Origin of the sequence: Mixta mediterraneensis, assembly GCF_014946725.1 — a bacterium.
In the GTDB taxonomy this organism is placed as follows: Bacteria; Pseudomonadota; Gammaproteobacteria; order Enterobacterales; family Enterobacteriaceae; genus Pantoea; species Pantoea mediterraneensis.
The window spans coordinates 37,674-55,287 of record NZ_JACFXY010000013.1 but is presented as its reverse complement, the minus strand read 5'-3'; the positions used below and the strand labels follow the sequence as shown (position 1 = coordinate 55,287).

Here is a 17,614-nt window from a genome sequence, read left to right as displayed (position 1 = left end):
GTTAACACGGATTTCTCATTTTCTTTTGGTTTTTATTATTAAGCAGCATAGGGTAAAAAAATCATCGGCACTGGATAATCAATAAGGACTAATGATGAAATTCAAGCGCTTTCTACTGGCTGCTACTCTGGCCACAGCCACTCCGTCGGTGGCATTAGCGGCCACCACTACCGGCACCATCAACGCTACGCTGACTTTAACCACCGGTTGCCTGGTGAATGGCCAGTCGGCCACCACTGGCGTTAACTTCGGTACGTTAGACTTCGGGAGTAGGGCGGCCACCTTTGATACGCTGAATGCCACCCTGGTTGGTGCATCGGGAAACGGTATTTACGTGCGTTGCACAACCGGTCAAACCTATAACGTTCAGGTAACCAGCAGCAATACCGCGCCGGATACTGTGTATGGCACGGTTTCAGCATCGCCCCGCTATCTACTACTCGGGTCGGATAATACCCAGGGCATCGCTTACACTTTGTACAGCGATGCCGCGCTCAGCACCGCTATCGCTGATAATACTGACATCGCTCCCAGCGGAACCATCGATGCCACGCTTGGCACGAATTATGCCATTTACGGACAGGTGGTCGGCGGCGACTTTAACCCGGTTATTCCAGCGGGAACCTATACCGATACGATTAATGTCGCTGTGAATTACTGAGCCGCACTTTGAGTATGGTTAGGTGACCGCCTTTGCGATCGCACGTGGTTTGTCGCTGTTGTTGTGGAGTGCTGGAGCCTGGGGCATTACCACCAGCTCAACCACATTTCAGGTCTCTGCGTCTATTGTGGCAGGCTGCGTGATTTCTGGTACGACGACCGGCGAATTTGGCACGCTTGATTTCGGTACGCAACCCGGCGTAGCGACCAACAGCGTTAGCGCCAGTTATGTTCAAAGTAGTACCCTTAAACTTGCCTGTACGCCGGGTACCGCGCTGAGTATGTCCCTCAATGGCGGCAACAATTACACCTCTACACGTAACATGAAGCTCACCAACAGCACCAGTACCGTGCCCTATTACCTCTACACCAATGCGGCTCATACCAATGCCATTCCGGTTGGGCAAGCCGTGGCACTGACCTATGACGACTCCAACAACATAATCTTACCGATTTACGGCTTACTGCAATTGCCTGGCCCGACGCGCGCCGGGTTGTATACCGATACGCTCACCGTCACGCTGACCTGGTGATGCAAAGTGCTAAGGAGCTTTATCATGCGTTTACCACGCGCCCTGTTTTTGTTATTCACCTTAATGCTGATCCCACAAACGCAGGCAGCCAATTCAGTGATGATTTGGCCAATCGATCCCACGATCAATCCCGATGATAAAGCCAGTGAGCTGTGGCTGGAAAATCGCGGCAACGCCACCACGCTGATGCAGGTCCGTATCTTCGAATGGCAGCAAGTCAATCATAAGGAACAGTATCAAACCCAGCAGCAGGTCGTTGCCAGTCCACCGCTGGTGCGCATTGAGCCAGGGCAAAGGCAGTTAATTCGCCTGATCAAACAAACGCCTCCTGCCGCCGGTAAAGAGCAGGCATATCGCGTGGTGTTAGATGAAATTCCTACCCCGCGCTCCGCAGGGGATAACCAGGCCGGGCTGAATTTTCAAATGCGCTATTCAGTGCCCCTTTTTGTGTATGGTAATGGCATAGACCGCGACAGTACCAAACCAGACCTTAGCTGGCAGGTGGTGACTGTGGGTAAAGAGCGCTATCTGCAATTAACCAATCGCGGCAACGGCCACGCGCGGCTCAGCAATCTGGCTATTGGTGGACGCAAACTCGGTCACGGCTTGTTTGGTTATGTACTCGCGAACAGCAGTAACCGCTGGCCGCTTAACACAGCTGTCAGCGGCGAACTGACAGCCGGGATGAATAAAGGCCAATGGCGTAGCGCTGCCAGCCGCTAAAAAAGCTGACAATGCGTTTTTCACCTCATCCGCTCGCGCTGGCTATTAGCCTGTTTTACCTGACACCCGGTTCACTTCGGGCGGAGACGTTTTCGTCTCTACCGCCGCCGCCCAGCCTGAATAACAGCGCCAGCGGTCAGCAGTACATGCTGGAATTAATCGTTAATCAGCAAGCACGCGGGGATATTGTGCCGGTCGAACAGCGTAACAATCATTTCTATTTGCGGGCCGGGGATTTACAGCGCGCGGGCATTCCCGCTGAAAAATTCCGGGGCCAGCAACAGATCGATGTGAATCAGATGACAGAGGTGAAAGTCGAATACGACGCAAACCGCCAGCGCCTGCTGCTCAGCGTACCGCCCGGTTGGCTACCGAGTCAGACTCTTGGCGAATCCCGTAATAGCCCACGTTATCCGGGCCGCACCAGCACCGGCGCGCTAATGAATTACGATCTCTACGTCACACGCACGGATTCCTCCGGCACGCGGCTTTCCGCCTGGAACGAATGGCGTTTTTTTGGCAGCGCTGGCCAGTTTTCCAGCAACGGCGTCTGGCAACAGCAGATTGAAGGTGGGAAGCGCTATCAGAATGACGGTTATATCCGCTACGACACCTGGTGGAGCAACGAATATGAAAACGCCATTGTGAGCTGGCGGGCAGGCGATTTGGTAACCGACGCGCTGTCGTGGAGCAGCAGCGTGCGTCTTGGCGGATTGCAGGCTGGTCGTGATTTCAGCGTGCGTCCCGACTTAATCACCTATCCGCTACCCGCCTTTTCCGGTCAGGCGGCAGTGCCTTCCACCGTCGATCTGTTCGTGAACGGTTATCGCTCCAGCCAGGCCAATGTCCAGCCGGGTCCATGGTCACTGACTAATGTACCTTTTGTGAATGGTGCAGGCGATGCGGTCATTACCACCACCGACGCCGTAGGCCGCCAGGTTGTCACTACCCTGCCTTTTTATGTCTCCAGCAGCCTTTTGAAATCGGGCCTGACTGATTATTCGTTCTCGGCGGGTGCGGTGCGTGAAAACTACGGTATCAAAAATTTCGATTATGGCGCAGCGGCGGCAAGCGGCTCATATCGCTACGGTTTGACTGACTGGCTGACACTGGAAAGCCACGCCGAAGGCGGTGACAATCTGGCGATGGGCGGCATAGGTACGCTGTTTAAAACCGGTAGCTGGGGCGTGGTAAACAGTGCGGTTGCACAAAGCCAGTATGAAGGCAGGCCGGGCACACAATATAGCTGGGGGTATCAGTACAACAACCGCTGGTTTAGCCTCGGCACCCAGCACATCATTCGCAATGCAGACTTCGGGAATCTGGCGTTATTAAGTAATCAGAGCGGTAGCAATACGCAAACCCGTTACAGCCTGGCGCGCCGCACTTCACAATACAGCGCCAGCCTGTCGCTCAAACGCTATGGCAGCATTGGGGCGGCTTATATCGACATCGCCAGTGGCGATGATGAACGCACGCGCCTGTGGAATCTGTCGTGGAGTAAAACCTTGTGGGAAAACGCCAGCCTGTATGTTTCGGCCAGCCGCGATCAGGAGCAAGGCGAATGGAGCGGCGCGGTATCGCTGGTGATCCCGTTTGGTGAGCACAGCAGTGCTTCGGTCAGTATGGAGCGCGATCAGCAAGGGCAAAACAGCCAGCGCGTTTATCTGTCACGTGCGATGCCGAGCGATGGAGGAATGGCATGGGATGCCTCCTGGGCTAATCAGGGCGGTGACAGCGGCGATTATCGTCAGGGCAGCCTGCGCTATCGCAACAATAAAATCGATACCTCCGCCGGGTTTTATGGCGATGAGGACAACACGACGCAATGGGCAGATTTAACGGGCTCGCTGGTGTTAATGGATAAGCAGGTCTTTGCCGCAAACACCATTAATGATGCCTTTGTGGTGGTGAAAACCAATTATCCTGACGTCAACGTGCGTTACGAAAATCAGTCAATGGGACGCACCGACAAAAATGGCTATCTGCTGGTGCCCTCAATCAGCAGTTATTACCCGGCCAAATATGACATCGACACCCTGGATTTACCTGCCGATATGACCACGCCAAAAGTAGAACAACGCTTTGCCGTGAAGCGTCAGAGCGGCTTTGTGCTCGATTTTCCTGTTGAGCGTTTACGCGCCGCCAGCGTGATCCTCCATGACAGCGCGGGTAATGCTATTCCTGTATCCAGCCAGGTGCTACGCAAAGGGCAAGCCACGGGCTATGTCGGTTTTGACGGCATCGCGTGGATGGAAAATTTAACCGCTAATAATCCTGTCCGCATTGAAACACCCGATGGCCGCACCTGTGATACCAACCTGATTATTGCTGACGGACAACCGCAGGCGTTGAAAACTTATGGCCCGCTGACCTGTCCGCTCCTCCCTGCGCCATCGGGTACGCCGGTGGCTAATCCTGATAACGCTACCTCTGGAATTACGCCATGAAAAAAATACTGTTACTGCTGGGATGGCTGCTGTTTCCCTGGTGGGGATACGCAGCCTGTAATTTGCCCGCCTCTTCTGCCAGTTTTGGTTCGGTAACAACGTTTGTAGCAAACACCACGGTGAGCTCGACCTCGACTAACGCTAACGTTAACTGCGGCGCCGGTGCGGCACTGTCGTTGTTATCCGGTAACCAAATCACTTTTCAGCTAACCGGCGCGAGCAACAACAATGGTACACGCGGCACGTTGAAGCGCAGCGGTGACGCCGGCACCGATAACATCCCTGTACGTCTGTGTACCGATAGCGCCTGTGCCAGTGAGTTAACCCTTGGTGGCGCCGCTTATGCTTATAACTCTACCACCCTGATTAACCTGGCGGGTTTGCTGGGAAGTTTAAACTTCGCTATTCCGGTTTATCTGCGCACCGTGGCTGGACAAACGGTTGCTGCCGGAACCTACACGCTGACGCTGAACATGGCGGTAACCTATAACGTTTGTACCAGCATTGGGCTGCTTGGCGCCTGTCTGACGCCGCAAACTGGCAGTGGCGTCATCCCCATCACCGTAACGGCGATTCTGAGCAACGACTGTACCGCCATCACCGCGCCAAATATCAGTTTCGGCAGCGCACCGCTGGTAGGCAGTTTCTCCGCCGTATCTCAGACGATTAATGTGCTTTGCAGCAAAGGCAGTACCTATACGGTAGGATTAAGCAATGGCAACTACGCATCAGGTAGCATAAGGAATATGGCGAGTGGCACTCAACGGCTGAGCTATGAGATTTATAAAGGTTCCACCAGCGATCGCTGGGGACCGAGTGGCTCTGAACGCTGGAGCAGTGACGCTTCAACCAGCGTGACGAGCGATGGATTAACGCGCGGTTTCAATTACACCGCGCGCGTTTTAACTACGCAAAGCACGCCGCCAGCGGGCGACTACACCGACAGCGTGGTGGTGGATCTCGCCTTCTAAGCGTTAACGGGCGCGCCGCTGTGGCGCGTCTGATATTGCTTCACCATCCGCCCAATCAGCAATGTCCCGATCAATCCGCACACTGCCGCAAACGTCAGCCAAACGCCGGGCATGGCTTTATTGCCAGTTGCGTGGATCAGGTAGCTAGAAACCGCGGGCGTGAAGCCACCAAACAGCGCGGTCGCCAGACTGTACGCCAGCGAGAAACCCGCCGCGCGTACCTCAGCAGGCATGATTTCTGCCAGATAAACCACCATCGCCCCGTTATAGCTGGCATACAGAAACGACAGCCACAGTTCGGTTTCCAGTAAATGGGCGAAGCTGGCAGAACCCACTAACCAATGCAGCACTGGCCAGGTTGTCACAATCATCAAAATAGTGAAAAGGATTAACAAAGGGCGACGGCCTACCCGGTCCGACAGCGCCCCCATCAGCGGCAGCCAAATCAGGTTAGAAATGCCGACGCACAGCGTCACGAGGAAGCTCTGCTTGTCAGTCATCATTAATACGGTTTTACCGAAAGTTGGGGTAAAAGCGGTAATCATGTAAAACATCACGGTCGTGGTCACGGCCATGAGCATCCCGGCCAGTACCAGCGCCCAGTTACTGGCGACCGAACGCATAATTTCGCTCATGCTGGGATGGTGTTTGCGCTGGCTGAAAGCTTCAGTTTCTTCCAGCAGACGACGAATCCAGAACAGGAACGGCACGATCATACAGCCTATAACGAACGGGATACGCCAGCCCCATTCGGTTACGACCTCTTTGCCAAACAGATGATTAAGCAGCAAACCAAGCAGCGCAGCAAAGATCACCGCCACCTGCTGACTGCCGGATTGCCAACTGACAAAGAAGCCTTTGCGCCCTTTTGGCGCCACTTCCGCCAGATAAACCGACACACCACCCAGCTCGACCCCCGCCGAGAAGCCCTGCAATAAGCGCCCCAGCAAAATGAGTACCGGAGATAGCGCGCCTAACGTAGCATATCCCGGCACCAGCGCAATGGTTAATGTACCGAACGCCATCAGACCCAGCGTCAGCAGTAAACCTTTACGGCGTCCATGATGGTCAATGTAAGCGCCGAGAATAATTGCGCCAAGTGGACGCATCAGAAAACCCGCGCCAAACGTCATTAGTGTGAGCATTAATGAGGTAAAGGGGTTATCGCCAGGAAAGAAGGTTTTGGCGATCGCGCTAGCATAGTAGCCGAAAACCATAAAATCATACATTTCGAGGAAATTACCGCTGGTCACGGTAAAGATGGTGCGTGCTGCACCTTTAGGTTTTTGTAAAGACTGGCTCCGACTCATATTCGCTTCCTGGGTTTTTTATCCCTTTTTAGCGCAGTTACCGGCTATTTAACGTGACCTAACTCACCATTCCAATTTACAAAAGTGTGTTTATAAGTAACAAAAAATTAACACGAAAAAATTTATGCCGATGAATCGCCGTGTTGGATTAAAACAAAAAAGGGTGCCCAGCGGCACCCTTTCCTTACGTTTCGAAACGTTACTTCTTCATAGTTTCCATACCCATCAAGCCAATCTTTAAATAACCCGCGGTACGCAATTGATCCATCACGCTCATCAGTGTCTCGTAATCCACGCTTTTATCGGCCTGGAAGAAGATGGTGGTCTCCTTGTTACCTTCCGTCTGGCTGGTCAATACGCTCACCAAATTTTCTGGCGTGACCTGATCGTTACCGACATACAGCTGTTTATCCGCTTTAATTGACAGGTAAACGGGTTTCTCCGGACGCGGCTGCGGGGCACTGGTGGAAGCAGGCAAATTGACCCGCACATCCACGGTTGCCAGCGGCGCGGCGACCATAAAGATAATCAACAAAACCAGCATCACGTCGATAAACGGCGTCACGTTGATTTCATGCATTTCACCGTCGGTGTCCAGGTCGTCATTTAATCGCATCGCCATAAGAACTTATCCTAAGCGCAGTTTCTGAGCAGCAGCAGGACGAGCAACCTCAGGCTGAGTAGTCACGTTTCCCAGATCAATATCGCGGCTTTGCAACAGCATGATTTGTGCAGCAACGTCACCCAGCGAGGCTTTATAGCTGGCAATCATACGCGCAAAGACGTTATAAATCACAACGGCAGGAATAGCGGCGATCAGGCCAATTGCCGTTGCCAGCAGCGCTTCTGCGATGCCCGGCGCAACCACCGCCAGATTAGTCGTTTGAGTTTTAGCAATGCCGATGAAACTGTTCATAATGCCCCAGACGGTACCGAACAGGCCGATAAACGGCGATACCGAACCGATAGTGGCGAGGAATCCATTACCGCGTCCCGCGTGACGGCTGAAGGCGGCAACGCGACGCTCCAGGCGAAAGCTGGTGCGATCTTTAATACCGTTGGTATCATCGGTGCCGGCGGAAAGCGCTAATTCGTTTTGCGCATCATTCAGCAACACGCCGCTGTGGCTGTTGCTATTGAACTGTTGAGCTGCCTGCGCGGCGTCATGAAGATTCCGGGCTTCGCCCAGCGCTAATTGTTCGCGTTTCAGACGACGTTTTGCAGCGCTCAGTTCGGCGAATTTACCGAAGAAGATAGCCCACGTCACAACTGAGGCCAACAACAGGCCGATCATCACTACCTTTACCACGACATCGGCATGTTGATACATGCCCCAAACGGAGAGATCCGTTTGCATCAAATCACTGGCTACCACGCTGCTTCTCCAACTCATGTGCACGGATGCGGAACAAGGGCGAATAATAGCAAAAAACAAGCGAATTGATAGTAGTTCTCATTACTATTTACAAATGAGAGGAGATTTTTTTCATTTCAGGCTGTTCGCTTTCACACCGGTTTAGGCAATTGTTTTAAAATTGTGATATTGGATATGAATTTATTAAAACAACGTTTTAAAATGTGAGCTAATTCATCCAATCGTAATCGTTTCGTTTTCCCCCGCCGCAATTTCTCTATGCTGGCTCCACGCGGCTACTTCTTCCTGCCCCTGATAATCAATGCGCCGCCCCTTCCTGCCCCTAATTTGCTGGAGAAACAGAATGACGCTGAAAAAATTATTACTCGCAGTTTCGTTATCTTCCGCTGCGGCTTTTTGCCCTGCGGTGGTTTCCGCCAAAGTGATTAAAGTGGCTGAAGTTCAGCCAGCAGGTTATCCCACAGTAGTTGCGCTTGAACATATGGGCGAGAAACTTAAAAAAGCAACCGACGGGCGCTTAGAGATGAAAGTTTATGCGGGCGGGGTGCTGGGTGATGAAGATCAAACCCTACAGCAAGTCCAGCTCGGCGCGATCGATATGATCCGCGTCTCGCTCGCTCCCGTCACCACTATCGCGCCAGAGACCAGCGTTTTAACTTTACCGTATGTGTTCCGCGACGAAGATCATATGCATAAAGTTCTGGACGGCGCTATTGGCAAGCAGATCGTCAATAACTTCGACAACGATCCCAACGCGCGCATGATCTTCCTGGGCTGGACCGATGCGGGTGTGCGCAACATGATTACCAAAAAGCCCATTAAGAAACCTGAAGATCTGAAAGGCATGAAGATCCGCGTACAAAACAGCGCGATTTCACTGGCCACGCTAAAAGCGATGGGAGCAAATCCGGTCGCGATGGGCGTGAGCGAAGTATTCAGCGCCATGCAAACCGGCGTGGTTGATGGCACCGAAAACAACCCGCCAACCTTTGTCGCCCATAACTATCTGCCGGTTGCTAAAAATTACACGTTGACGGGCCACTTCATTCAGCCGGAAATGATCCTGTATTCCAAACCGTTATGGGATCGTCTGTCTGCTGATGATCAGGCGCTGCTGAAAAAGTTAGGTAAAGAGGCGCAGGATGAAGAGCGTCAGCTATGGGCAACTTATACCCAGCAGTCGATAGAAAAAATGAAAGCGGGCGGCGTGACGTTTCAGGAAACCGATCGTGATTACTTTATCAAAGCCACGCAGCCGGTACGTGATCAGTTTGCCGGTAAGTATCAGGATCTAATGAAGCAGATCGCCGATGTGAAATAACCCTTCCCGTGTCATGCTGAACCATGACGCCTTAATTCAGGTATCGATAATGACTGCATATTCTCGTCTGATGGATGGGCTCTATCTGCTGTGCATGACAATCGCCGCCATCGCGCTGATGATCATGGTGACGGTGATCCCAATCGGCATTTTTGCCCGCTACGTATTAAATAGCGCCCTTTCCTGGCCCGAACCGGTGGCCATCATTTGCATGATTATTTTTACCTTTATTGGGGCGCCGGTTGGTTTTCGCGCGGGGACGCATATCTGCGTATCGATGATGACCGATCGCCTGTCGCCTGCAGCGCAGCGCCTGCTGTTACGGGTTTGCGATCTGCTGATGATCGCGACTTGCGTCATCATCTTCCGCGCCAGCTACAACCTGTGTGAAGCGATGTGGGTGCAATCGCTCGCCTCTTTTCCCACAGTGACTTACGGCGAAATGTATCTGCCCATTCCCATTGGCGCGATCTTCACGTTGTTATTTGTGGTGGAGCGACTGATTAATGGCGATCAACGTCAGCGCCCTATCGTGATCCTTGGCGGCACACACTAAGCGGAGCATAAAATGGATGCACTGATTTTAATCGGCAGCCTGGTGGCGTTGCTGTTGCTGGGCTTTCCGGTGGCGTTTGCCGTCGGCCTGAGCGCATTTATCGGCGCATGGTGGATCGATCTGCCACTGGAAGCCGTAGTGATTCAAATCACCAATGGCATTAATAAATTTTCTCTGCTGACCATTCCGTTCTTTATTCTTGCGGGAGCGATTATGGCGGAAGGCGGCATCGCCCGACGGCTGGTGAATTTCGCCTATATTTTTGTGGGCTTTATTCGCGGTGGCTTGTCGCTGGTGAATATTGTCGCTTCAACCTTTTTTGGCGCAATTTCGGGATCGTCGGTCGCCGACACGGCCTCCATTGGTTCGGTGATGGTTCCGCAGATGGAGGAGAAAGGCTATCCGCGTGATTTTGCCGCCGCCGTGACGGCCAGCGGTTCGGTGCAGGCAGTATTAATCCCGCCAAGCCACAACTCGGTAATTTATTCGTTAGCCACTGGCGGCGTGGTGACCATTTCGTCATTGTTTGTCGCCGGTATCATTCCGGCTCTGATGCTGGGTTTGTGCCTGATGATCATGTGCCTCTGCTTTGCACATAAACGGGGCTACCCCAAAGGCGAGCGTATTGCTTTTAAACAGGCGCTAAGCATTTTCTTCGACGCATTCTGGGGCCTGTTTACCATTGTCATTATTCTTGGCGGCATTTTATCGGGTATTTTTACCGCTTCGGAATCGGCGGCCATTGCCTGCTTATGGGCGTTCTTCGTCACCATGTTTATTTACCGCGACTTTAAATGGAGTCAGTTACATATCCTGCTGTTCCGTACCATCAAAACAGTGACCATCGTTATGGTGCTGATTGCTTTTGCTGCCGGATTTGGTGCGGTAATGACCTTTATGCAATTACCGACCCTTATCACTGAAGCTTTTACCAGCTTCTCCAGTAATAAATACGTCATCCTGATGTGCGTTAATTTTCTGCTGCTGGTGGTTGGCACGCTGATGGATATGGCCCCCCTGATTCTGATCCTGACGCCGGTGCTGCTGCCAGTGGCAACCGAGTTAGGCATTAATCCGATACATTTCGGTATGATCATGCTAACCAACCTTGGCATCGGCTTAATCACACCGCCGGTTGGCACAGTATTATTCGTTGCCAGTGCGGTCAGTAAACAGAAGATTGAACAAGTGGTCAGCGCCATGCTGCCGTTCTACGGCATGCTGTTTGTGGTGCTGATGTTAATCACCTATATCCCGGCAATATCACTTTGGTTACCGCGACTGATGGGCATGATGTAGTGCGATAAAAAACAGGCTGGGCGGGCCTGTTTTTTGCTATACCGCCTGCTGATAATCATTATTCAGGCTCAACCTAGCAGACAGTTTCATGTTAACGTGAAACCTTTGTTGGACGCGGCAAGGCAGACCTTAATGACAACCAAAAAGATTGATACCACGCTGGTTAGCGCAGGACGCAGCAAGCGGTACACTCAAGGCGCGGTAAACAGCGTCATTCAACGTGCTTCTTCATTGGTTTTTGACACTGTAGCGGATAAGAAAAACGCCACCGCCGGACGTGCCAAAGGCGAGCTGTTTTATGGCCGTCGCGGCACCCTGACGCATTTCGCGTTACAGGATGCGATGACCGAACTGGAAGGCGGCGCAGGATGTGCACTGTATCCGTGCGGCGCGGCCGCCGTTTCAAACGCTATCCTGGCATTTGTCGAAGCCGGTGATCATGTATTGATGAGCGGCGCGGTGTACGAGCCGACACAAGATTTTTGCGACAAAATTCTCAGTAAGCTCCAGGTATCTACTACCTATTTTGATCACTGCATCGGCAGTGAAATAGGCGCGTTAGTGCAGCCTAATACACGCGTGGTGTTCCTCGAATCTCCGGCCTCGATCACCATGGAAGTGCAAGATGTTCCTTCAATCGTTGCTGCGGTTCGCGCCAAAGCACCCGACGCTATTATCATCATCGACAATACCTGGGCGGCGGGAATTTTGTTTAACGCGCTGGCGCACGGTGTGGATATATCTATTCAGGCGGGGACTAAATATCTTATTGGTCACAGCGACGCGATGATTGGTACGGCAGTCGCCAATGCACGCTGCTGGGATCAGCTTCGTGAGAATTCATATTTAATGGGCCAGATGATTGATGCAGATACCGCTTATCTGGCTAGCCGCGGACTGCGTACGCTGGGTACGCGTTTGCGCCAGCATGAGGACAGCGGCATTCAGGTGGCTGAATGGCTGGCGGCGCGCCCTGAAGTAGCACGCGTTAATCATCCGGCGCTGGCACAATGCAAAGGCCATGAATTCTGGCAACGTGATTTTACCGGCAGTAGCGGACTGTTTTCGTTTGTAATGAAAGAGAAACTGAGCAGAGAGCAGCTGGCGCGTTATCTCGATCACTTCCATCATTTCAGCATGGCGTATTCATGGGGCGGCTATGAATCGCTGATTCTGGCGAACCAGCCCGAAGAGCTGGCTGCGATTCGCCCGGCTGGTGGCGTGGATTTTGCTGGCACGCTGGTGCGTCTACATATTGGTCTGGAACATGTCGATGACTTGCTTGCCGACCTTGCGGCGGGCTTTGCGCGCCTGGCGCGATAATTAACCTCAACAAAAACTAAACCACGCGGTGGCAACCGGCTGAGATAAACCTTGTCCGGCGGGTTAACCGCTAAAATAGAAGCCTTGTGACTCGATGGGATAGCAGATGGGTGTTTTACACGAGATTGTCCACGCGCTCTGGCATCAGGACTTTGCCGCGCTGGCTAATCCAGATGTGGTATGGGTAGTTTACGGCGTGATGTTTCTGACGCTGTTTTTGGAAAATGGTCTGTTACCCGCTTCGTTTCTTCCGGGCGATAGCCTGCTGCTGTTGGCTGGGGCTATGGTCGCCAAAGGCGTGATGGATTTTGTGCCTACTCTGGTGATTTTAACCACCGCCGCCAGTCTTGGCTGCTGGCTGAGTTATCTCCAGGGCCGCTGGCTGGGAAACACCAGAATTGTTAAAAGCTGGTTATTGCATCTACCCGCCCAGTATCACCAGCGCGCCTGGAATATGTTTAATCGTCACGGTCTGATGGCATTGCTGGTTGGTCGTTTTCTCGCTTTCGTTCGCACCATTTTACCTACCATGGCGGGCATTTCCGGCCTGAAAAATGGGCGTTTTCAACTTTTTAACTGGCTGAGCGGGGTACTGTGGGTGGGCATCGTAGTAGCGTTCGGTTATGGTATTAGCCAGGTACCGTTTATAAAGCGTCATGAAGATCAGGTCATGGCCGTTTTGATGATTTTGCCAATGGTTTTGTTGTTTCTTGGCCTGGCGGGCAGCATTGTGGTTATCTGGAAAAAACGCCGCCAGAGCAAAGCCTGACATCCTGTCAGGCAGGATGCGTCAGACAGACGGTTCTGCCACCGTCTGGCGCACACGATTTACCTCTTCCCCCGGCGTCACGCCAAAATAGCGCTTAAACTCCCGCGAAAACTGTGAGGGGCTTTCATAGCCAACCCGCACCGCCGCCACGCTGGCCTTCAGGCCATCGTGCAACATCAATAAGCGCGCCTGATGTAGCCGATAGCGTTTCAGATACTGCAAAGGTGAAGTCTGTGTTACCGCCTTGAAGTTGTGGTGAAACGCCGACACGCTCATATTTACTTCGGCCGCCAGGGTGTCAACGCTGAGGTTATCGCGGTAATGATTTTCGATGCGGCGCAGCGCCCGCGCAATCTGGCTGAACTGCGTCTGACGACTGACCAGCGACAGCAGCGCGCCGCCACACGGGCCGGTCAGCACGTAATAAATGATTTCTCGCACAATTTGCGGGCCGAGCACCCTGGCGTCTCGCGGCTGCACCATAATATCCAGCAGGCGTTCTGCGGCGCACAGCATCGGCTCGGTCAGCCACGCTGAATGGATGCCAGAGGTTTGCGGCTGCGGCTGGAAACTCTCATCGTCGCCAATTTCAATCAACAGATCCTGTAGGCTGGCAGTATCAACATTCAGGCAAATGCCAGCTATCGGCTGTTCAGGCGAGGCCCAGGTTTCGCATTCTACCGGTAGCGGCACGGTCAGCATCAAATATTTCGTTGCGTCGTACTGAAAAACGGTGCTGCCGAGGTAGCCGGTTTTACTGCCCTGAAACAAGATAACGATGCCGGGCTGGTACATCATCGGTGTACGCGGGCGATACTGACTGGCATAGATCAGAGAAACATTTTCCACCGGGCACAAACGGTTGCGATTGTGCGTCATTAACGCCACCACCTGTTGCGCCAGCTGATGGCAAAGAGCGTCGTGCGCCATACACTTGCCTTAATCATAAAAGCATTTAGTCTGCCGCCAGTCTGCCTGAATCGCCAGCAAAAAAGAGGATCAGGCAAGAAGCAAACAGAATCAGGCAGTGCAAAAGCGCTATTTACCTGGCAGGCTAAAAAGCAGCCTCTAAATTGTTGACTAGACTTAAGCACATTGAAAGACACAGGTTAACTGCAACAGATAGGAGCGTTTATGGCAGATCAACCCATTATCAAACTGCACGACGGTAGCATGATGCCGCAACTGGGACTCGGCGTGTGGCAGGCCAGCATGGAAGATGCACGCAAAGCGGTGCTTAAAGCGCTGGATGTCGGCTACCGCTCCATTGATACCGCCGCCGCCTATAAAAATGAAGAAGCCATTGGGCAGGCGTTGCAGGAAACTGACGTGACGCGTGAGGACATTTTTGTCACCACCAAGCTGTGAAATGACGATCAACAAAACGTACAGCAGGCGATAGAAACCAGCCTTAAAAAGCTTCAGTTAGATCAGGTTGATCTCTATTTGATGCACTGGCCGTGCCCGGAAAAAGATCACTATGTTGATGCCTGGAAACAGATGATCGAACTGCAACAGCAAGGCCTGACCACGAGCATCGGCGTATGTAATTTTCATGAGGCTCATCTTAAACGCTTGCTGGATGAAACGGGCGTGACGCCGGTGGTGAACCAGATTGAGCTGCATCCGATGCTGCAACAGCGCACGCTGCATGCATGGAACGCCATGCATCAAATTCAGACTGAATCCTGGAGCCCGCTGGCACAGGGCGGTAAAGGCGTATTTGATCAAGCGATTATTAAAGAGCTGGCGAAGAAGTACGGAAAAACGGCGGCACAAATTGTGATTCGCTGGCATCTCGACAGCGGTCTGGTGGTGATCCCGAAATCCGTGACGCCTGAACGTATCGAAGAGAACTTTAAGGTGTTTGATTTCCGGCTGGACAAGCATGAAGTGAGCGAGATTGCCAGACTGGACAGCGGCAATCGTTTGGGTCCGAACCCCGACTCTTTCAACGGCTAAATCTGACGCCCCGGCTTATATTTTGCCGGGGCGGATTTAATTTGTTGCCTGTACCAGCAACTGCCCCGCTGTACCGCGATCGGCAAGTTCCAGCGTCTGGCTGTAATAGACAAACGGAAAGTGCTCTGACGAACTTTGCGGGAAACTCACCATCAGTTCCACTTCGCCATCTACCCAGACCGTATCTTTCCAGCCACGATCTTCGCCCATCGGCTGTGCGCCGTTGACGCGTTTAATCAGAAACATCACGCCCTGAATATGTAACGCCTGTGGACGATCGGCATGCAGAAACCAGCGCTCAAAGGTGCCCTGCTGCGTGGCGGTATCGATGCGGTTCATGTCCCATATCGCGCCATTAATACCGGGCATGCTGTCGCCAAGGCGGAATTCACGCGTGCGTACCGCAACCCCATCAATAATTTGGTCAGCCAGCAGCCGCATCGGCAGATTATCGGTGACTAGCGGCAATAAACCGGTTGGACGTAGCGTTAAAATCAGCGTTGAGGTCAGGATCGAGGAAGGTTCAAAGAAACCCCGCAGTCGGTCCATAATACCCGCCGCCGCGCCTGCCGTGATCGACACGTCATCGCCTTGTGACATATCTACCAATACTTCACGCCGTTCACCCGGCGCAAGCGTCAACCGTTGCACCGCCACCGGAGCAGGCAAGAAACCCTGATCGCTGGCAATTACGGTAAAGGGGCGATTATCACTCAGGCTCATGTCATAACGGCGCGCATTAGAGGCATTGAGTAAACGCAGGCGTACCCAGCCACGCGACACCTCCACAAACGGATTGCGCACCCCATTCACTAACAGCGTATCCCCCAGGAAACCACCCTCCTGCGGCGGATCGTAAACGGGCGTAGCGAAGTTATCGAGGCGCTTGTCCTGAATAATCACCGGAAAATCATCCACGCCGTAATGCTTCGGCAACGGTAATTGCTTACTCAGCTCGTCTTCGATCAGCCACATGCCCGCTAAGCCGTTATACACATGCGCTGCCATATGATTTGGCGTGTTGGCGTGATACCAGCAGGTTGCAGCCCCCTGACGAACTGGCAATACCGGCGCCCAGTCAGCACCCGCCGACATCATGCGCGGTGCGCCTCCCATCAGTGCGCCCGGTAATTGCAAGCCACTCACGGTCATTGCCACCGGTTCGTTGAGGCGGTTGCTGTAAATCAGCTTGACGGCATCGCCACTGTAAACGCGCACCGTCGGCCCGAGATACATGCCGTTAATGCCCCATACCGGCGCTTTATTATTGTTGCCGTTAAATGACCAATGACTGCGCTGCAAAGTCAGAAACAGCGGCTGACCACGACGCGATTCAATCAACGGTGGAACAGGGAGGGGTGTTTCTCCACTGTCATTTGAGGCGGCACGAGCCGCGTGAGGTATAGCACCGGCGCTAAGCGCCACTCCAGCAGAAAGCTGGATGAACTGACGTCTGCTGAAAGACATAAAACTTCTGACCTTTTACGCGTGGCGCTAAAACGCCAACCCTGTTTTTATTGCTGTATTTGCTGTGCTGCATTCATGGCAGCGGGAACAATCGCGCTGCCGTTGGCATCCCTGCAGGATAGTCGGCAATTGATGCGCCGGTCAGTTTTTACCGTTTTTTTCGCGTTCTTCGACTTCGGCGTTAAGCTCTTCCAGCTTCGCCGCCATCAATTCACTGCAATGCGTTGCCAGCTTGCGCACCGACGTGGCTTCAAATTGCTTCACATCGACCGGCGGCAGCATTTCAACGATCACCAGACCGTTTTTCAGACGGTTGAGGTTAATCTTTCCATGCGTGTTGGAAACCACAATCGGAATGACTGGCACGCCTGCGGCAACGGCTGCATGAAACGCCCCCGTTTTAAACGGCAGCAGACCGCGCCCCCGGCTACGGGTTCCTTCCGGGAACATCCAGAACGAAATACGCTTTTTGTTAAACTGATCCACCAGCTTTCCGATGGTGCCGTGCGCTTTGGCGCGGTTGTCACGATCGATAAGCAGGTTACCGGCCAGCCAGTAAAGCAGGCCAAAAAACGGCACCCACAGCAGGCTTTTTTTGCCTACCGTTACCGTCGTTGGCTGCACAATTTTGGCGGCAGTAATCATGTCGTAGTTATTCTGATGGTTGGCGATGTAAATCGCGTTACCGTAATTTTCCGCTCCCTGCGGCTTTCTTAATTCAACTTTAACACCAAATACTGTCGACAATTTGCCGAACAGATGACCAAAGGTGGCGACATGGCGCGGATTGCGTGGCGAAAACAGGCACCAGATACAACCGAAAACACACACCAGTATTGAGTAAATAACCACGAAAATAGTACGCAGTATTAGTAACATAGCTTCCTCATTGTCC

16 protein-coding genes and 1 pseudogene are annotated in these 17,614 nt (G+C 52.8%); 11 read left to right on the top strand and 6 right to left on the bottom strand.

Features of this window, described 5'->3' with window-relative positions; translation table 11 throughout:
• Window positions 1-94 precede the first annotated feature (94 nt).
• The 5 genes from H2P46_RS18935 to H2P46_RS18915 are packed head-to-tail and all read left to right on the top strand — an operon-like array spanning window position 95 to window position 5,337.
• Entirely contained in the window at window positions 95-661 is a 567-nt protein-coding gene (locus H2P46_RS18935) for a spore coat protein U domain-containing protein (RefSeq protein WP_193406451.1), read from the top strand.
• Between the two features lie 22 nt (window positions 662-683).
• Window positions 684-1,193, top strand: coding sequence for a spore coat protein U domain-containing protein (locus H2P46_RS18930; RefSeq protein ID WP_193406410.1), 510 nt, complete (start codon window positions 684-686; stop codon window positions 1,191-1,193).
• A 24-nt stretch (window positions 1,194-1,217) separates the two neighbouring features.
• A complete protein-coding gene (locus H2P46_RS18925; RefSeq protein ID WP_193406409.1) occupies window positions 1,218-1,916 on the top strand; it encodes a fimbrial biogenesis chaperone in 699 nt (232 codons plus the stop codon).
• A gap of 11 nt (window positions 1,917-1,927) precedes the next feature.
• Window positions 1,928-4,366 (top strand): fimbria/pilus outer membrane usher protein, encoded by a 2,439-nt coding sequence (locus H2P46_RS18920; protein ID WP_193406408.1) that lies wholly within the window; start codon window positions 1,928-1,930, stop codon window positions 4,364-4,366.
• Window positions 4,363-5,337, top strand: coding sequence for a Csu type fimbrial protein (locus tag H2P46_RS18915; protein ID WP_193406407.1), 975 nt, complete (start codon window positions 4,363-4,365; stop codon window positions 5,335-5,337). The genes H2P46_RS18920 and H2P46_RS18915 overlap by 4 nt, the downstream gene beginning before the upstream one ends.
• Here the strand turns inward: H2P46_RS18915 and tcuC are convergent.
• From tcuC to exbB, 3 genes are all read right to left on the bottom strand, one after another.
• Complete coding sequence (tcuC, locus tag H2P46_RS18910; protein WP_193406406.1) at window positions 5,334-6,647, bottom strand: MFS transporter; 1,314 nt, start codon at window positions 6,645-6,647, stop codon at window positions 5,334-5,336. The genes H2P46_RS18915 and tcuC overlap by 4 nt on opposite strands.
• Window positions 6,648-6,846: 199 nt before the next feature.
• Entirely contained in the window at window positions 6,847-7,269 is a 423-nt protein-coding gene (exbD, locus tag H2P46_RS18905; protein ID WP_193406405.1) for a TonB system transport protein ExbD, read from the bottom strand.
• Between the two features lie 6 nt (window positions 7,270-7,275).
• On the bottom strand, window positions 7,276-8,004 hold the full coding sequence (gene exbB / locus H2P46_RS18900; protein ID WP_193406450.1) for a tol-pal system-associated acyl-CoA thioesterase: 729 nt from the start codon (window positions 8,002-8,004) through the stop codon (window positions 7,276-7,278).
• 361 nt (window positions 8,005-8,365) lie between these two features.
• Here exbB and H2P46_RS18895 point away from each other — a divergent pair, with 361 nt between their 5' ends.
• From H2P46_RS18895 to H2P46_RS18875, 5 genes are all read left to right on the top strand, one after another.
• The gene (locus tag H2P46_RS18895; protein WP_193406404.1) at window positions 8,366-9,343 is read left to right on the top strand and encodes a TRAP transporter substrate-binding protein; all 978 of its coding nucleotides are present in this window, start codon (window positions 8,366-8,368) and stop codon (window positions 9,341-9,343) included.
• Window positions 9,344-9,392: 49 nt separating this feature from the next.
• The gene (locus H2P46_RS18890) at window positions 9,393-9,899 is read left to right on the top strand and encodes a TRAP transporter small permease (RefSeq protein ID WP_193406403.1); all 507 of its coding nucleotides are present in this window, start codon (window positions 9,393-9,395) and stop codon (window positions 9,897-9,899) included.
• Between the two features lie 12 nt (window positions 9,900-9,911).
• On the top strand, window positions 9,912-11,198 hold the full coding sequence (locus tag H2P46_RS18885; RefSeq protein WP_193406402.1) for a TRAP transporter large permease: 1,287 nt from the start codon (window positions 9,912-9,914) through the stop codon (window positions 11,196-11,198).
• Window positions 11,199-11,330: 132 nt separating this feature from the next.
• Window positions 11,331-12,521, top strand: a complete 1,191-nt coding sequence (metC, locus tag H2P46_RS18880; protein ID WP_193406401.1) for a cystathionine beta-lyase — start codon at window positions 11,331-11,333, stop codon at window positions 12,519-12,521.
• A gap of 106 nt (window positions 12,522-12,627) precedes the next feature.
• Entirely contained in the window at window positions 12,628-13,290 is a 663-nt protein-coding gene (locus H2P46_RS18875) for a DedA family protein (RefSeq protein WP_193406400.1), read from the top strand.
• A 21-nt stretch (window positions 13,291-13,311) separates the two neighbouring features.
• Here H2P46_RS18875 and H2P46_RS18870 read toward each other — a convergent pair whose 3' ends face one another.
• Entirely contained in the window at window positions 13,312-14,220 is a 909-nt protein-coding gene (locus tag H2P46_RS18870; protein ID WP_193406399.1) for an AraC family transcriptional regulator, read from the bottom strand.
• Window positions 14,221-14,424: 204 nt separating this feature from the next.
• On the opposite strand from H2P46_RS18870, the pseudogene dkgA reads away from it, so the two are divergent.
• Window positions 14,425-15,252 (top strand): annotated as a pseudogene (gene dkgA, locus H2P46_RS18865) (2,5-didehydrogluconate reductase DkgA).
• A gap of 36 nt (window positions 15,253-15,288) precedes the next feature.
• Here the strand turns inward: dkgA and ftsP are convergent.
• Together ftsP and H2P46_RS18855 are read right to left on the bottom strand one after the other, a co-directional pair.
• Entirely contained in the window at window positions 15,289-16,719 is a 1,431-nt protein-coding gene (ftsP, locus tag H2P46_RS18860; RefSeq protein WP_193406398.1) for a cell division protein FtsP, read from the bottom strand.
• 141 nt (window positions 16,720-16,860) lie between these two features.
• The gene (locus tag H2P46_RS18855; RefSeq protein WP_193406397.1) at window positions 16,861-17,598 is read right to left on the bottom strand and encodes a 1-acylglycerol-3-phosphate O-acyltransferase; all 738 of its coding nucleotides are present in this window, start codon (window positions 17,596-17,598) and stop codon (window positions 16,861-16,863) included.
• Window positions 17,599-17,614: the final 16 nt, after the last annotated feature.

What these genes read in the sequence shown, in the direction of transcription:
- H2P46_RS18935 (WP_193406451.1), top strand. Translation starts at nt 95, where the DNA reads ATGAAATTCAAGCGCTTTCTACTGGCTGCTACTCTGGCCACAGCCACT.
- H2P46_RS18925 (WP_193406409.1), top strand. Translation starts at nt 1,218, where the DNA reads ATGCGTTTACCACGCGCCCTGTTTTTGTTATTCACCTTAATGCTGATC.
- H2P46_RS18920 (WP_193406408.1), top strand. Translation starts at nt 1,928, where the DNA reads ATGCGTTTTTCACCTCATCCGCTCGCGCTGGCTATTAGCCTGTTTTAC.
- H2P46_RS18915 (WP_193406407.1), top strand. Translation starts at nt 4,363, where the DNA reads ATGAAAAAAATACTGTTACTGCTGGGATGGCTGCTGTTTCCCTGGTGG.
- tcuC (WP_193406406.1), bottom strand. Translation starts at nt 6,647, where the DNA reads ATGAGTCGGAGCCAGTCTTTACAAAAACCTAAAGGTGCAGCACGCACC.
- exbD (WP_193406405.1), bottom strand. Translation starts at nt 7,269, where the DNA reads ATGGCGATGCGATTAAATGACGACCTGGACACCGACGGTGAAATGCAT.
- exbB (WP_193406450.1), bottom strand. Translation starts at nt 8,004, where the DNA reads ATGCAAACGGATCTCTCCGTTTGGGGCATGTATCAACATGCCGATGTC.
- H2P46_RS18895 (WP_193406404.1), top strand. Translation starts at nt 8,366, where the DNA reads ATGACGCTGAAAAAATTATTACTCGCAGTTTCGTTATCTTCCGCTGCG.
- H2P46_RS18890 (WP_193406403.1), top strand. Translation starts at nt 9,393, where the DNA reads ATGACTGCATATTCTCGTCTGATGGATGGGCTCTATCTGCTGTGCATG.
- H2P46_RS18885 (WP_193406402.1), top strand. Translation starts at nt 9,912, where the DNA reads ATGGATGCACTGATTTTAATCGGCAGCCTGGTGGCGTTGCTGTTGCTG.
- metC (WP_193406401.1), top strand. Translation starts at nt 11,331, where the DNA reads ATGACAACCAAAAAGATTGATACCACGCTGGTTAGCGCAGGACGCAGC.
- H2P46_RS18875 (WP_193406400.1), top strand. Translation starts at nt 12,628, where the DNA reads ATGGGTGTTTTACACGAGATTGTCCACGCGCTCTGGCATCAGGACTTT.
- H2P46_RS18870 (WP_193406399.1), bottom strand. Translation starts at nt 14,220, where the DNA reads ATGGCGCACGACGCTCTTTGCCATCAGCTGGCGCAACAGGTGGTGGCG.
- ftsP (WP_193406398.1), bottom strand. Translation starts at nt 16,719, where the DNA reads ATGTCTTTCAGCAGACGTCAGTTCATCCAGCTTTCTGCTGGAGTGGCG.
- H2P46_RS18855 (WP_193406397.1), bottom strand. Translation starts at nt 17,598, where the DNA reads ATGTTACTAATACTGCGTACTATTTTCGTGGTTATTTACTCAATACTG.